This window comes from Variovorax sp. LjRoot175 (assembly GCF_964253805.1).
Lineage (GTDB): Bacteria > Pseudomonadota > Gammaproteobacteria > Burkholderiales > Burkholderiaceae_C > Variovorax.
In genome coordinates this window covers 5,198,371-5,212,364 of record NZ_CAXURY020000001.1, presented here as the reverse complement: position 1 = coordinate 5,212,364, position 13,994 = coordinate 5,198,371, and the positions used below count along the sequence as shown (strand labels likewise).

The following is a 13,994-nucleotide window of genomic DNA, read 5'->3' as shown; positions in this document are numbered from 1 at the left end:
CAAGGCCGCGCACGACGGTCGGACAAACGCAAAGGAGACAGAACCATGCCCACCCCAACGAACGCAGACGTTCCCATGATCCTGTTTTCCAACATCAACAAGTGGTACGGCGACTACCAGGCGCTCGCCGACGTCAACGCCGAAGTCAAGAAAGGCGAGGTGGTGGTGGTCTGCGGGCCTTCCGGTTCCGGCAAGTCGACGCTGATCCGCACCGTCAACCGGCTCGAGGAGATCAAGTCGGGCCAGTTGCTCTTCGACGGCCACGACATCCACGCGCCGATGAGCAGCGTGGCGCTCAACCGGCTGCGCAGCCGCATCGGCTTCGTGTTCCAGAGCTTCAACCTGTTCCCGCACCTGTCGGTGCTGGAGAACATCATGCTGTCGCCGATGCGCGTGCTCGGCGTCAAGCGTGCCGCGGCGCGGACCAAGGCGACGCAGCTGCTGGAGCGCGTGGGCCTGGCCGCCAAGGCCGGCGCCTATCCGGCGCAGCTCTCGGGCGGCCAGCAGCAGCGGGTGGCGATCGCGCGCGCCCTGGCCATGGAGCCGCCGGCCATGCTCTTCGACGAGCCCACCAGTGCGCTGGACCCCGAGATGGTGGGCGAGGTGCTGTCGGTGATGCGCGGCCTGGCCAACGACGGCATGACCATGATGTGCGTCACGCACGAGATGAGTTTCGCCCGCGAGGTCGCGGACTGCATCTGGTTCATGGATGCCGGCCGGATCCTCGAGAAGGCCGAGCCCGAGACTTTCTTCAGCAGCCCCCAGCATCCGCGCGCGCAGCGCTTCCTGTCCGACCTGCGCGCGCACTAGGCGTTTCCCATCCCAGCCCTCACCAGGAGTTCATCATGTCGAAGAAGACCGTCTTCCGTCTCGCCGCCATCGCTTGTTGCCTTGGCGCCCTGTCCGTCCTGGCGCATGCCGACCAGTGGGACGACATCAACCAGCGCAAGGAACTCAAGTGCGGCACCTTCGCCGATGTACCGCCCTTTGCCGCACCGGATCCCAAGACGCGCGAGATGGTGGGCTTCGATGTCGATCTGTGCAACGCGCTGGCCAAGCAACTGGGCCTGAGCGCGAAGGTCACGCCGCTGTCGGTCGAAGCCCGCGTGCCCGAGGTCAAGCTCGGCCGCGTCGATGTGACCGTGGCGAACCTGGCCTACACCAAGAGCCGCGGCGAGCAGATCCAGTTCAGCGATCCGTACTACGTGGCCAAGGAAATGCTGGCCGTGAAAGCCTCCGACCCCGGCACCACCAAGGCCGACTTCAAGGGCAAGCGCCTGAGCTCCACCAAGGGCTCGACCTCGGAGCTGTCGATCAAGATGAACGGCTCCGAGCCGGTGACCTTCCAGGACACGGGCTCGGCCTTCATGGCCGTGCAGCAGAACAAGTCGATGGGGATGGTGGCCAACACCATGACCATCACCAAGCTCGTCAACCAGTCGAAGACCTCGGGGGTCGAGCTCAAGATGATCAAGGAGCCGATGGTGCTGCAGCCGATCGGCGTCGGCATGAAGAAGGACGAGCCGGTGCTGCTGGCCAAGGTCAATGCGGCGCTGGTGGCGCTGGACAAGGCCGGCGAGATCGACAAGATCTGGGCCAAGTGGCTCGGTCCGAACACCGAATACAAGATGACGCGCGAAGAAAAGGTGATGCCGCTGTCCGAACTCAAGTTCGAGCTGCTGCCCTGAAGGTCCGCGCCTGTCAGGCCGCCGCCGGCCGCAGCAGCGCAACGAACTCGGCCGCGGCCGGCGACAGGCTGTGCGCCCGCCGCGTGATCAGGTAGATCGGCGGCACGCGGATCGGCAGTTCCACCGGCAGCACGCGCAGCACGCCCAGCCGCGCGTAGTGTGCCGCCTGCGAGGCCGGCATCACGGCGGCCATGTCCGAGTGTTCCAAGAGCGCCGTCATCGCGATCGGCGATGCGGTTTCGGTGATGCGCAGCCGCTGCTGGATGCCCGCCTCGCGCAAGGCCGCCTCGAAGCGCCCGCGCTGCGGCGAGCCCGGCGGCTGCAGCAGCCAGGGCCAGTCGACCAGCTCGCGCAGCGTCAGCGACTTGCGCTTGAACAGCGGATGCGCCTTGCGCACCACCACCACCTGCGGCTCGCCGAGCAGCGGCACGCAGTCGAAGGCTTCGGCGCTGTGGTCTTCGGTGAGCCGGCCCAGCATCAGATCGACTTCGCCGCGCGCGAGCTGGCGCAGCATCACGTCGCTGGTGTCGACCACCACGCTCACCGCCACGCGTTCGTGCTTCTTCTGGTAGGCCACCAGCGTCGGCGCCAGCAGCTCGGGCACCGCGCCCGGCACGCTGCCCACGCGCAACGCGCCGCTGAGCCCGGAGCGCAGCGCTTCGACCTCTTCGCACACCGCGCCGAAATCCGTCAGCACCCAGCGCGCATGGCGCACCAGCGCCTCGCCATACGGCGTGGGCGTCATGCCGCGCGCGACGCGCGTGAAGAGCGGCACGGCGAAGGTCTCTTCCAGTTGCTGCAGGAGCTTGGTGGCCGCCGGCTGGCTGATGTTCATCGCCGCGGCCGCGCGGCCGAGGTGGCGGTGCTGGTCGAGCAGCGCCAGCAGCACCCATTGCCGCGTGCGCAAGCGCAGCAGCAGGCGCCAGGGCGGGAGATCGGGGCCGGGCTGAGTCATATACGGCGGTATATGGATTCTTCAGAACATTCGATTGGATTGGAATGGCGAACATCCCTAAGCTGGGCACCACAAAGATCGGAGACACGCCCATGCCATTCCTGTCCTGGCGCCTTGCGGCGCTCTGCCTGATCGCCGTGCCGCTCGCGGCGCCCGCCCAAGCGGTCTATCCCGACAAGCCCCTGCGCATCATGGTCGGCGCCTCGCCCGGCGGCGGCACCGACATCCTCGCGCGCCTGCTCGCCGACAAGTTCGGCGCTTCGCTCAAGCAGCCGGTGGTGGTCGAGAACCGGCCCGGCGCCTCCAACACCATCGCGGCCGAACTCACGGCGCGGGCCGTCGCGGACGGCAGCACGCTGCTGCTGGCCACCAACACCGGCCAGGCGGTGGCGCCGCACCTGCTCAAGCTCAAGTACGACCCGTTGAAGGACCTGCAGCCCGTCGGCCTGGTGGCTGTGATGCCCAACGTGCTGGTGGTGCCTTCGACCTCGCCCTACCGGGACGTGAAGGAGCTCATCGCCGCGATGCGCGCCAAGCCGGGCGGCCTGCGCTATGCGTCCTCGGGCATCGGCAGCACGCAGCACGTGGGCGGCGAAGCCTTTGCACTGGCCACCGGCACCAAGGCCATCCACGTGCCGTACCGCGGCAGCTCGCAGGCGCACGTCGACATCATCGGCGGGCAGGTGGAGATGATGTTCGACAGCACCTCCTCGGCCATGCAGCAGATCAAGGCCGGCAAGTTCCGCGCGCTCGCCGTCGCCGCGGCCAAGCGCACGCCTGAGCTGCCGGAGGTGCCCACGCTGGCCGAGGCGGGCGTGCAGGGCGCCGACGTCAACACCTGGTACGGCCTCTTCGTCACCGCCGGCACGCCGCGCGCGGCGGTGGAGCGGCTCAACGCCGAACTGGCCCAGAGCCTGCGCATGAGCGACGTGCAGGAGCGCATCAAGGGCCTGGGCGGCGAGATCACGGCCATGGGCATCGAGCCCTTCGCGGAGATGAACCGCAGCGAGTTCGAGCGCTACGGCAAGCTGGTCAAGGACACCGGCATGCGCGCCGATTGACTCAAGAGAAAAGGATGTCGATGAAACCCCGAATCGCAGTGCTGCCCGGCGACCCGAGCGGCATCGGCCCCGAGATGACGGTGAAGCTGCTGCGCCGCGCGCAGAACCTCGAAGCTGCCGAGCTGCTGCTGATCGCCGATCCGCTGGTGCTTGAAAGCGGCGAACGCATCGCAGGAGGAGGCACCGCGCTCGACCCCTTGAGACTGGAAAGCCTGGACGCGCTGCGCTTCGAGCCCGGCCGCCCCAGCCTGCTGGTGCAGAACACCATGGGCGGCAAGCCGCCGGTGCTGGGCGAGTCGAACGCGCATTCGGGCAAGGCCTCTTTCGAGGCGATGCAGCTGGCCACCGAAGCCGTGCGCCGCGGCGCGGTCGACGGCATCGTCTTCGCGCCGCTCAACAAGCATTCGCTGCGCCTGGGCGGCCTCGCGCACGAGGACGAGCTGCGCTACATGCAGGAGCGCTTCGATGTGCCGGGCTTCGTCTGCGAGTTCAACATCACCGGCAGCCTGTGGACCTCGCGCGTGACCTCGCACGTGCCGCTGAAAGACGTCGCGGCCCTCATCACCGGGCAGGCCGTGCAGGACGCCGTGCACATCATCTGCGGCGCGCTCGTCAGTGCCGGCGTGCCCGCGCCGCGCATCGCGGTCTCGGGCCTCAATCCGCATGCCGGCGACGGCGGCTCCATCGGCCGCGAGGAGATCGAGATCATCGAGCCGGCCGTGCGCGCGCTGAAGGCGCAGGGCATGGACGCGCGCGGCCCCTATTCGCCCGACACCGTCTTCATCGGCGCGCGCCGCGGCGACTTCGACGCCGTCGTCTCGATGTACCACGACCAGGGCCAGATCGCGATGAAGCTCATGGGCTTCGAACAGGGCGTGACGCTGCACGGCGGGCTGCCGGTGCCGGTGGCGACCTCGGCGAGCGGCAGCGCCTTCGACATCGCGGGCAAGGGCGTGGCGAACATCGAAGGCTTGCAAAAAGCCTTCGAGCTCTGCGTCCGAATGGCCGGCAGGGCAGGGTAAGTAAAGGCTGAGCGCGCGGAACTCAATGCGAGGCCGAGAGTGCCTCTGAAAGACTGCGCAACAGTGATGCGCCATCTCCCTGCCATGCGCTGCCGTGCATGCATGCGAGCGTGCGGGGCTCCTGCTTCGCGAGCCCGGCCAGCAATGCGGCCGTCTGCGGGGCATGCGCGTAATAGTCCATCTGGCGTCGAAACGCCTCGCTGGGGCCAAGGATGTCGCTATCGACCAGCGCCCGCTCGCTGTTGCCCGGCTGCGTGAGGAGGTCGCCGCAGAAGAAGGTGCGCGTGTGCGTATCCATCATCAGCCCGCACTCCCAGCCGTGCGGAAGATGAGGCGTGTCGAACCAGCGCATCGTGTGGGTGCCGAGCGCGAGTTCTTCGCCATCGGCGAGCGCGCGCGGCGGGCGGTCGGCCATGTCGCCTATCGAGACCATGGCCGCGATGCTGCTGCACAGGGGCACGGCCTGCGGCGCTGCGGCCAGAAACAGGTTCAGCGCACCGCACTCGTCCGCCTCGACATGGGACAGCCCGATGTAGCGCAGGCGCTCGAGCGGCATCACGCTTGCGATGGCTTCGCTCACCAGCGGGAAAAGCTGGCGCAGGCCGGAGTGGAACAGCAGCGGCTGGTCGTCGACCACCAGGTATTGGTTGAAGCTGAACAGGTTGCCGTCGGGCAGCGGCACGGGCGTGTTGATGCGGAAGATGCCCGAGGCGATTTCCTGCACGTTGGTGCCGGCCTGCGGATTCGTGATCATGCGCGTCTCCGTGCGCCGGTCAAAACCGGCGAGATGTTGTGAATGAAAGAGTCATACGTTGAAGGCTTAGCCAGCTACGGCGGCCCCGAGTCATGCGTGCACGCTCGTGAGGGCGTGGGCGAAGCGTTGACAGGGGAAAAGGCAGGCCGGGTATTGAGCTGCGAAATACATGCCCTGTGCCGTGAGGTGCAGGTGGTTCGGGGTGCCGAGGTTTTGGAGACATGCCGAAGGCTACACCGTGCTTGCCGCTTTGGCGAGGCAAGTGCGGACCCCGCGCAGTCAGAGACCCCGTGCATGCGTGGACACATCTCGCGCGGGAACCGGGAGATCCCAGGGTCTTCTGCAACACTCAAATGGCCGGGCCACGGAGGTGGTGGAGGGCAGGCGGCAGGCCAAGGGAAATCCGTCAGTTGGCAACGCGTACCGGACATCGAGCCGGGCTCACGCGACAAACGTCCAGAGGCGGATACGACTGGCCGCATCTTGCTGGCCTGATCGTCATGACCCAAGGCAGGAGCCGTATGCGGTAGTTCCGCACGTACGGATCTGTGGAGGGGGTGCTGGGTGACTGGCATTCCTACTCCTACTGTGCGAACAACGATCAGGTGAGTCGGACCCGCCGCGTGACTTGCCCGTTGCTTTCCCAGTAGGTGCGTTTCTTGGCGATGCGGGGATCCTCCATCGCTGGTTGAACATTCCCCTGGGTATCGACAGCACGTGAAGTGATGGCGTGTTCTCCTGGCGTCGCATTCGCCCACTCCAGGGACCAGAGCTTCCACGCAAAATCGGCTTGCTCACTCCGGTCCATGGTTGCTGCGACCCAGGGTCCCGCGTCGATCTGCACCTCCACGCGCGCTACGGATGGCCCCCACGCCGCACCGACGATACGGTATTTGCCGTTTCTGCCGGTGACCTTGGCCGGTACAGACTTGAGTAGAGCCCGACCCACGGACGTTTCCGTCCAGACGGTTTCCTGATTGCGCTGCTCTTCGCGGATCGTCACGTAGTCACGCGCCATGAAGCGGCCCATGAAGCGGGTGTCCCATATCTCGATGCGCTTCAGCCATTTGACGTTCGCAATGCCATACCAGCCCGGAGCGATAAGCCGCACGGGGAACCCGTGGGGCTGCGGAAGCGCTGCTCCGTTCATCTCATAGCAGAGCAGGTTGTTCGGGTTCATCGCATCGACCAGCGACATGCTGCGGGCAAAGTGCTGCGGCATCTTGGCCTGGCGGACTTCCTCCTCACCCGCGTCGCTCCCAACGAAGACGACTTCCATCCCTCGATTCAGCACCCCGGCTTCCTTGAGCAGTGGGGCGAGCGGCGTCCCCGCCCACCTGGCGGTGCCAATTCCGCTGATGAACCACGGGAACCCATGATTCCCGGAGCATTCGAGTGTGAAGACGACCTCTTTCCGAGGTCGGGCCTTGAGCGCGGGGAGCGTCAAGGTCTTGGGCTGCTTGACGAGCCCGGTGATCTCGAGGGCCCACGCCTTCTCGTCGATGACCGGCTTGTTGTAGTGCGCCACACGAAAGAACTTGTCGTTGGGCGTCAAAAAGGAACTCAGCTCTTCCCACTGGGGCAGATTCTCGACAACACCGCCACTCGGGTTCGGTGGCGGTTGATCCAGCCAGGGGATGACCTCCTCGCCCGGCCGGGCCGGGAAGGCCTGGGCAAGCAAGTGGGAATGCAGCAGCGCCAGACCGGCGAGCGCCGCACCGCCTTGCCGCATCAACTGTCGTCGTGCCATGTCTTTTGCATCCATTGCAGGTCTCCTTGATAGAGAAGTGGAACCTGCATCGAACTTGATCTGGACTTCGTTGAGCATGGCAACTCCTTGGATCCGGGACTCGCGGCGCGAACCACCACGACTTCGAATAATCGGCGGCGCTTCATGGAAATGCAAGAAACGGGAAGGCCTGGTCGACGAATGGTCCAAGCCTTGCGCACCACCCGGTGGCGCGCGAGATGTCACGGCTTCTTGCTGAGCTCCATCACCATGCGGGTGAGCAGGTAGAAGCGCGGCACCACGCTCTCGACCTCGGCATATTCGTCCGGCGTATGAATGCCACCGCCGACGATCCCGAAGCCATCGAGCGTGGGAACGCCGACATCGGCGGCCAGGCTCGCGTCGGCGGCGCCGCCGGAGCCCTCGATGGTGAGCTTCTTGCCGATTTCGGCGTAAATCGATTCGGCCGTTTTGACCAGTGCGTCGGACTGCGGCGTGCGCGGCATCGGCGGCAGGCCGCGCGACAGCATCGTCTTGACCTGCGTGTCGGCGATCAGCTTGCTTTGCGAGACGCGGGCCAGGTCGCGCTCGATGCGATCGAACTCTTCGCGCGTCACCGCCCGCACGTCGCCCCTGGCAGATGCGTTCTCGGGGATCACGTTGGTGGCGCCGTTGGCTGTCAGCACGGTGAAGTTGATCGTGGTGAGCTTTTCCGCATCGCCCAGCTTGCCGAGCTGCAAGACCTGATGGGCCACTTCCGTGGCAGCGTTGCGACCTGCGTCCGGCGCCACGCCGGCATGGGCCGCGCGCCCCTTGACCTCCACCGTGGCCGTGGCGCTGCCCTTGCGCCACACCACCAGGCCGTCCGCCGGTCGGCCGGGCTCCAGGTTAAGGGTGACATCGTGTTCCCTGGCTACGCGGCGGATCAGCGCCGTGGTGTCGAGCGAACCCACCTCTTCGTTGGTGTCGATCAGGAAGGTGATGCGGCCGTAGTCCTTGAAGTTCATCGCTTTCAGGATCTTGATCGCGTACAGCCCCGCGACCACGCCGCCCTTGTTGTCCATCACGCCGGGGCCGTAGGCGCGACCGTCCTTGATGTAGAAGGGCTTGGCCTTCGCCGTGCCGTCGGCGAACACCGTGTCAATGTGCGCCATCAGCAGGATCTTGCGGGTGCCGGTGCCCTCGAAGGTCGCGACCACGTTGGTTCCGGGATGCGGCGTAGCCGGAAAGGTCTCGATCTTTCCGCCGAGCTTTTGCAACTCTTCGACCACCACGCCCCGCACCTTCTCGAGGCCTGCGGTGTTGGCCGAACCGGAGTCGATGTTGACCAGGCGTTCAAGCAGCAACAGTGCTTCGTCCTTGTAGCCTGCAGATCGGTCGAGAACTTCCTTGTGGGGCTGGGCATGAAGCGTGGACACCAGCATTGCCGCGCCGAGCCCCAACAAGAAACGAGGCAGCCAACGTGCCGCAGGCGCACAGGTGGTCGATGCGAATGTCATCGGGAAATCCTTCGTTGAACAGAGACGCGGGAGTCTAGGCCAGGTTTTCTCCGAGACCAGCCGTCTGAGCTATGCCGTCCGATCTTTCACAGCCCTGACCGCTCGGCGATAGATCAAGACCATGGAAACCAGACCAAAAAAAGACGCCATGGTCGAGGCCAGCGCGATCGCAAACAGTACCCCTGGCACTGCATCGTCCGTGGCAAGGAGCGCGAGAACCAGGCAGGCTGCCCACAGTGCACCCCAGCGCAGGATGTAGATGTCCATGTACGTTTTCAGCCAGACGTAGTTCCGGCTCCTGATCGCCGCACGCTCAGGCGCACTTGCATGGGCCGGAGTCGGCTCCAAAGCGGAAGTCGGCGACCAGAACCGGATCCAGACAGAGCCGGCATTGGCGTTTTCCTTGGAGGGTGTCATCAGGCCTCCAGCCTAACCCTTCTGGCAAACCCTCTGCGCGCGAAGCAGGTCGAAGACGGCAACGAGGAAACGTTCCACGTCGAGTACGGCTCAACCACGGAATCAGGCGGGAGGCCATCGGTAGCCCACCAGGTTCTCCTTGGGCCTGGACGTGATCCGAACGGCATTTCCGACGTTGCCGCCCAGGCAAAGAATGTAGGTCGCGGTTTGGCCCAGGTAGAGGCACGAATAGGCCTGCCCGCGCGACGGGGACGCATCACTTTCCGGGCGCTTGAAGATCGCCACGGCGCCTTGCTTGGGTTCCTTCAGCTCGCTCCCCCACGTCAGCCACGCGATATTGCGACCATCATCCACGCCGGGAACGCCCGACGCTTTCATCACCCAGTTGAGGAAGAGCGCGCTCCAAGGAAGCATCGTGTCGTCAGTGACATTCTTGGAATGAGGCGAGGAATGGATGTATTCAAGAATGCGTGGATTGGACTCGGGCCCTGGGATCTCTGACTGGCCCAGTTCGGCCAAGGCAAGCTTCAACCAGGGCGGTGCCGGTATCGCCGCGGTCCCGACCGACAACGGCGCTTCGATCTCCTTCGCCGCGCTCTTCAGATTCGCCGAATCCTTCTTCACCTCTTCGCTGGCCGCGCCTCCGGACTTTGCAGCAGCGGTCTTGGCCATGGCGTCTGCAATGGCGACCAGCGTCTCGGCAGTCACCTTGATTTCAGTGCCCGGCGTCGGCTGCGGCTTGCCTCGGAACCAGCCGGAGGCCGTGGTCCAGATCGTGTCGACGTTCTTGACGAACGCGGCCGTTCCAGCGACGACGGTCACGACGATGGCGATCCAGGATGCCAGCTTCTTGAAGCTCAGACGGCGTTGTGAATCCGTGCCATCGGTCAGCACAGCGGTCGATAGCGAGTCCTTGTCACTGGTTCCCATCGCACCTCCTCGGAGTTGCCCGAGATTTTGCCGCAGCGGGCTGATCACTCGTACATCCCTTTGGCTAGATCGACAGACATAGTCCTTCAGTCCGCTTCGTCAGATTCTGCGTGAGAGGCAGAATTTGCCGCGAGCCAGTCCCCGTCACTCGCGAAAGGGCATCCCATGCTCACCGACCTTCAACTCGCGCAGATCATGCTCCACGCTTCGCAGAAGAAGCGCCTCCTGTACGTCGACCCGCTGAACGCGGCGATGGAGGAATTCGAGATCAACAATCTGCGACGAACATCCGCATTCATCGCGCAACTGGCGCACGAGTCGGGCGAGTTCAACTTCATGGAGGAGATCTGGGGGCCAACGCCGGCGCAGAAGCGCTACGAGCCGCCGAGCGACCTGGCACGGACGCTCGGCAACACGCAGCCCGGCGATGGCAAGCGCTTCAAGGGCCGCGGCCCGATTCAGTTGACTGGCCGTGCCAACTACCAGAAGTTCGGCGATCTGCTCGGGGTCGACCTCGTCGGCCAACCCGAGCTGGCCGCCGCGCCGGAGCTGGCGTTCAAGACGGCGGGGCTGTACTGGAAGCGCAAAGGGCTCAACGAGCTCGCCGATGCGGACAACTTCACCGAGATCACGCGCAGGATCAACGGCGGCCAGAACGGCGCGGCTGAAAGGGTTCGCTTCTACGAGCGGGCCAAGCTGGTGCTGGCCCCCTCCTTTCCGGCCGCGAGCGCCAGACATGCCAAGGCAAAGACCGCGAAGACGTTCGCGGAGCCCGCCGATGCATTGATGCGCGGCGCTGAGTCAATCCAGCTGGAGCCGCCGCCGCCGGCCTTTGTGCCGCCGCCTTCCGAATCGCTCGCAGTGCGGCCGGACACGCTCGACTTCCGCGACCTGATGTACACGCCCACGCTCATCGAGGTGCCGACCCACATTCCGCTGGGCGAGTACCTGGAGCACAAGGTGCCGATCCTGAACCAGGGCAGCGAAGGCGCGTGCACCGGCTTCGGCCTGGCGACCGTCGCGAACTATCTGCTCCAGCGCAGGCGGGTGGTGCCTGACAGCGTTCCCGTCAGCCCGCGCATGCTGTACGACCTGGCGCGCCGCTACGACGAGTGGCCCGGCGAGAACTACAGCGGCTCGAGCGCGCGCGGCGCGATGAAGGGCTGGCACAAGCACGGCATTTGCTCCGAGGAGCTATATCCCTACCAGCCCGGCAAGGTCGACCGCCGGGGCATGACCGAGCAGCGCGTGGCAGACGGCGTCCGCCGGCCGCTGGGCGCCTATTTCCGCGTCAACCACAAAGACCTGGTCGCCATGCACGCGGCCATCGCCGAGGTCGGCGTGCTCTATGCGACGGCCACGGTCCACGAGGGATGGGGCAGCGTAGGGGCCGACGGCCTGATCGTGCAGTCGGAGGTGATCACGGGCGGCCATGCCTTCGCCATCGTGGCCTATGACGATCAAGGTTTTTGGCTGCAGAACTCCTGGGGTCCGACATGGGGCCTGCGCGGCTTTGCGCGGGTCACCTATGACGATTGGATCGCCAACGGCACCGATGTGTGGGTGGCCCGCCTGGGGGCGCCGGTGACGCTGCGCGCGAAGCAATCGGCCGCCGCCACGCATTCGGCCACCGCCAACCAGAGCGTGGCCTATTCCTTCGCAGACCTGCGGCCTCATATCGTGAGCGTCGGCAATGACGGGGAGCTGAAGGCGGGCGGCGACTACGGCTCGACGCCCGACGAGCTCAGTCACATCTTCGAGCAGGACATCCCGGCGGCGACCCATGGTTGGAAAAAGCTGCGGGTCCTTCTGTATGCCCATGGCGGGCTGGTGAGCGAACAGGCCGCGGTGCAGCGCCTCGCGGAATACCGACCGGAGCTGTTGAAGGCTGAGGTCTACCCGCTGGCCTTCATCTGGCGCACCGACTACTGGACCACCTTCTCGAACATCCTCAAGGATGCGGTGAGCCGTCGACGGCCAGAAGGCGCGCTGGACGCCACCAAGGACTTCATGCTGGATCGGCTCGACGACGCGCTGGAGCCGCTCGCCCGCGTCTTGAGCGGCAAGGCCGCCTGGAGCGAGATGAAGGAGAACGCCTTGCGCGCCGCCAGCCAGGGCTGTGCCTCGACCTTGGTCGTCGATCACCTGAAGAAGCTGGCGAAAAAGGCCGAGAAGAACGGCCAGGCCCTCGAGATCCATCTCGTGGGCCACAGCGCGGGCTCGATCCTGCACGCGCCGATCGTCAAGCTCCTGGCTGCGCGCGGCCTGCCGATCGAGACCTGCACCCTGTGGGCGCCGGCCTGCACGGTCGAACTCTTCAAGGAGTTCTACGTGCCGGCGATGGAATCAAAGGCGCTCCGCAAGCTGACGGTGTATGTGCTCAAGGACAAGACCGAGCGTGACGACGACTGCGCCAAGATCTACAACAAGTCCTTGCTCTACCTGGTCTCGAATGCCTTCGAGGGCCAGGCGCGCATCCCGTTCTTTCGCGATGGCGTGCCGATCCTCGGGATGGAGAAAGCCTTTGATCCCGCCTTGCGCAAGATCTTTAATTCCCACGGCGCCGAACTCGTGCTCACGCCCAACACCGAGCCCGACGATTCGCTGAGCGCATCGGAGGCCATGCACCACGGCGACTTCGACGACGACAAGAAGACAGTCATGTCCACCTTCAGGCGCATTGCGGCAGGTGCCGGCAAGGCGCAGGCAAAGCTCGCGGTGAAGCTCCCGGACATGGCGATCCCGATTCGCAGCGCCAAGCCGATGTTCCCGCACACCGAATCGTCGCTGCGCGATCGGCGCATGCAGATCGACCAGCGCACTCGGGAGAGGGTGTAGCGGCGTACGCGAGGTGCCCGACGGTTGGCGAGGGCAGGCCACTTCGGCGCTTGCGACTCGCGCCGGGCCCGCCGCCTTCAGCCTCCCCAGCCGGGAGGAGGCGATGCATCGCTGCTGCGCGTACAACCGGCGCATCGAGCCCACCTCAGGAGATAGGCCATGGCCACTACCAACTCCATCGATGGCGACATCGTGAAGCGAGCGATCGTGCAGATCAAGGAGGAGATCAAGCGCAAGCGCGAGCGCATCCGGACGATGCCGGCACTGATCCAGAAGCTCAGGGACGAACTCGCGACGCTCGAGAGCGAACTCGAGACCGACCTTGCCCAACTCAAGGCCTTCGAGGAGCAGTCCACGGCGACCTGCGAGCATGTCTCGGTCGACGCGGCACCGCCATCGCAAGGAGCGCGCTGGTTGTGGGGCTTCCTGCCCGACCTCAGGCGCCCGACGCTCCCGCACGCGCCCACTGCACTGCCGCCACCGTGAACGAGAGCGCAGCCAGCACCCCCATCACCGTGCGCAGGTGGTTCCACCGAACCCAGGGCCCCACATAGGCCGGCCACTGCACCGCGGCAACCGCTTCAGACGCCTCGGCCCGCGCCAGCGTGTTGTTCATCGGCACATTGAAGACCATCGTCACCCCGAAGGTCCCGATCAGATAGGCCGCTGCGCCCACGACCAGCCACCAGGTGGCCGCATCGTTCGCATGCAGCAGCGCCCGCAGCACCAGCACCGCGCACAGGAGCGCGGTGCCGGCGAACACCCCGAGAAACACCGGGTTCTGGATCGTCACGTTGATGTTCTGCATCGCGGCCATCCCCTGCTCGGGCGGCAGCTGCGACAGCGCCTTCATCACCGAGGTCGAGAAGGCGAAGAGCAGGCCGGCGATGACGGCCGAGCCGACGGCGGCGAGCACGGTAAGGGGGAGCATGAGTGCGTTCAGGGTTGCCATGTGGTTTGCCTTCTGCAGTGCGTTCCTGGAATTGCAAAGGTCGCTATTGGGCCCTGGCGGTGCGTGAAATTCAATCACGTGTCGTCCCGGCCTCGTGCTCCATCGTCCAGGTTGCGACACCGCGCGCATGTCGCCAATCTCCAAGACGT

Annotated in this window: 13 protein-coding genes; 6 read left to right on the top strand and 7 right to left on the bottom strand. The window is 65.5% G+C overall.

The features are described from left to right. Window positions 1-75 precede the first annotated feature (75 nt). Window positions 76-810 carry an amino acid ABC transporter ATP-binding protein gene (locus ACSQ89_RS25845; protein WP_436295285.1) on the top strand — a complete coding sequence of 245 codons (735 nt, stop codon included), beginning with the start codon at window positions 76-78 and terminating at the stop codon, window positions 808-810. A 35-nt stretch (window positions 811-845) separates the two neighbouring features. Then, the gene (locus ACSQ89_RS25840) at window positions 846-1,688 is read left to right on the top strand and encodes an ABC transporter substrate-binding protein (protein ID WP_436295239.1); all 843 of its coding nucleotides are present in this window, start codon (window positions 846-848) and stop codon (window positions 1,686-1,688) included. A gap of 13 nt (window positions 1,689-1,701) precedes the next feature. On the opposite strand, the gene ACSQ89_RS25835 is transcribed toward ACSQ89_RS25840, so the two are convergent. After that, window positions 1,702-2,643 carry a LysR family transcriptional regulator gene (locus ACSQ89_RS25835; protein ID WP_436295240.1) on the bottom strand — a complete coding sequence of 314 codons (942 nt, stop codon included), beginning with the start codon at window positions 2,641-2,643 and terminating at the stop codon, window positions 1,702-1,704. Window positions 2,644-2,735: 92 nt separating this feature from the next. Here ACSQ89_RS25835 and ACSQ89_RS25830 point away from each other — a divergent pair, with 92 nt between their 5' ends. Next, the gene (locus ACSQ89_RS25830) at window positions 2,736-3,704 is read left to right on the top strand and encodes a Bug family tripartite tricarboxylate transporter substrate binding protein (RefSeq protein WP_436295241.1); all 969 of its coding nucleotides are present in this window, start codon (window positions 2,736-2,738) and stop codon (window positions 3,702-3,704) included. Between the two features lie 20 nt (window positions 3,705-3,724). Beyond that, a complete protein-coding gene (locus ACSQ89_RS25825) occupies window positions 3,725-4,726 on the top strand; it encodes a 4-hydroxythreonine-4-phosphate dehydrogenase PdxA (protein ID WP_436295242.1) in 1,002 nt (333 codons plus the stop codon). Window positions 4,727-4,748: 22 nt separating this feature from the next. Here ACSQ89_RS25825 and ACSQ89_RS25820 read toward each other — a convergent pair whose 3' ends face one another. The 5 genes from ACSQ89_RS25820 to ACSQ89_RS25800 all read right to left on the bottom strand — a co-directional run bounded on the left by ACSQ89_RS25820 (window position 4,749) and on the right by ACSQ89_RS25800 (window position 10,055). Further along, a complete protein-coding gene (locus tag ACSQ89_RS25820; RefSeq protein WP_436295243.1) occupies window positions 4,749-5,480 on the bottom strand; it encodes an MBL fold metallo-hydrolase in 732 nt (243 codons plus the stop codon). A gap of 601 nt (window positions 5,481-6,081) precedes the next feature. Continuing rightward, window positions 6,082-7,308, bottom strand: coding sequence for a sulfite oxidase (locus ACSQ89_RS25815; RefSeq protein ID WP_436295244.1), 1,227 nt, complete (start codon window positions 7,306-7,308; stop codon window positions 6,082-6,084). A gap of 143 nt (window positions 7,309-7,451) precedes the next feature. Beyond that, a complete protein-coding gene (locus ACSQ89_RS25810) occupies window positions 7,452-8,633 on the bottom strand; it encodes a glutamate carboxypeptidase (protein WP_436295286.1) in 1,182 nt (393 codons plus the stop codon). Between the two features lie 144 nt (window positions 8,634-8,777). Then, a complete protein-coding gene (locus ACSQ89_RS25805) occupies window positions 8,778-9,125 on the bottom strand; it encodes a hypothetical protein (protein WP_436295245.1) in 348 nt (115 codons plus the stop codon). 102 nt (window positions 9,126-9,227) lie between these two features. Beyond that, on the bottom strand, window positions 9,228-10,055 hold the full coding sequence (locus ACSQ89_RS25800; RefSeq protein WP_093103777.1) for a TIGR02594 family protein: 828 nt from the start codon (window positions 10,053-10,055) through the stop codon (window positions 9,228-9,230). Window positions 10,056-10,220: 165 nt separating this feature from the next. Here ACSQ89_RS25800 and ACSQ89_RS25795 point away from each other — a divergent pair, with 165 nt between their 5' ends. Continuing rightward, entirely contained in the window at window positions 10,221-12,893 is a 2,673-nt protein-coding gene (locus tag ACSQ89_RS25795; protein WP_436295246.1) for a C1 family peptidase, read from the top strand. Between the two features lie 159 nt (window positions 12,894-13,052). Beyond that, window positions 13,053-13,379 carry a hypothetical protein gene (locus ACSQ89_RS25790; RefSeq protein WP_436295247.1) on the top strand — a complete coding sequence of 109 codons (327 nt, stop codon included), beginning with the start codon at window positions 13,053-13,055 and terminating at the stop codon, window positions 13,377-13,379. Here the strand turns inward: ACSQ89_RS25790 and ACSQ89_RS25785 are convergent. Beyond that, window positions 13,330-13,845, bottom strand: a complete 516-nt coding sequence (locus ACSQ89_RS25785; RefSeq protein WP_436295248.1) for a DUF1772 domain-containing protein — start codon at window positions 13,843-13,845, stop codon at window positions 13,330-13,332. The two genes, ACSQ89_RS25790 and ACSQ89_RS25785, sit on opposite strands and share 50 nt — an antisense overlap. Window positions 13,846-13,994: the final 149 nt, after the last annotated feature.

What these genes read in the sequence shown, in the direction of transcription:
- ACSQ89_RS25845 (WP_436295285.1), top strand. Translation starts at nt 76, where the DNA reads ATGATCCTGTTTTCCAACATCAACAAGTGGTACGGCGACTACCAGGCG.
- ACSQ89_RS25840 (WP_436295239.1), top strand. Translation starts at nt 846, where the DNA reads ATGTCGAAGAAGACCGTCTTCCGTCTCGCCGCCATCGCTTGTTGCCTT.
- ACSQ89_RS25835 (WP_436295240.1), bottom strand. Translation starts at nt 2,643, where the DNA reads ATGACTCAGCCCGGCCCCGATCTCCCGCCCTGGCGCCTGCTGCTGCGC.
- ACSQ89_RS25830 (WP_436295241.1), top strand. Translation starts at nt 2,736, where the DNA reads ATGCCATTCCTGTCCTGGCGCCTTGCGGCGCTCTGCCTGATCGCCGTG.
- ACSQ89_RS25825 (WP_436295242.1), top strand. Translation starts at nt 3,725, where the DNA reads ATGAAACCCCGAATCGCAGTGCTGCCCGGCGACCCGAGCGGCATCGGC.
- ACSQ89_RS25820 (WP_436295243.1), bottom strand. Translation starts at nt 5,480, where the DNA reads ATGATCACGAATCCGCAGGCCGGCACCAACGTGCAGGAAATCGCCTCG.
- ACSQ89_RS25815 (WP_436295244.1), bottom strand. Translation starts at nt 7,308, where the DNA reads ATGCTCAACGAAGTCCAGATCAAGTTCGATGCAGGTTCCACTTCTCTA.
- ACSQ89_RS25810 (WP_436295286.1), bottom strand. Translation starts at nt 8,633, where the DNA reads ATGCTGGTGTCCACGCTTCATGCCCAGCCCCACAAGGAAGTTCTCGAC.
- ACSQ89_RS25805 (WP_436295245.1), bottom strand. Translation starts at nt 9,125, where the DNA reads ATGACACCCTCCAAGGAAAACGCCAATGCCGGCTCTGTCTGGATCCGG.
- ACSQ89_RS25800 (WP_093103777.1), bottom strand. Translation starts at nt 10,055, where the DNA reads ATGGGAACCAGTGACAAGGACTCGCTATCGACCGCTGTGCTGACCGAT.
- ACSQ89_RS25795 (WP_436295246.1), top strand. Translation starts at nt 10,221, where the DNA reads ATGCTCACCGACCTTCAACTCGCGCAGATCATGCTCCACGCTTCGCAG.
- ACSQ89_RS25790 (WP_436295247.1), top strand. Translation starts at nt 13,053, where the DNA reads ATGGCCACTACCAACTCCATCGATGGCGACATCGTGAAGCGAGCGATC.
- ACSQ89_RS25785 (WP_436295248.1), bottom strand. Translation starts at nt 13,845, where the DNA reads ATGGCAACCCTGAACGCACTCATGCTCCCCCTTACCGTGCTCGCCGCC.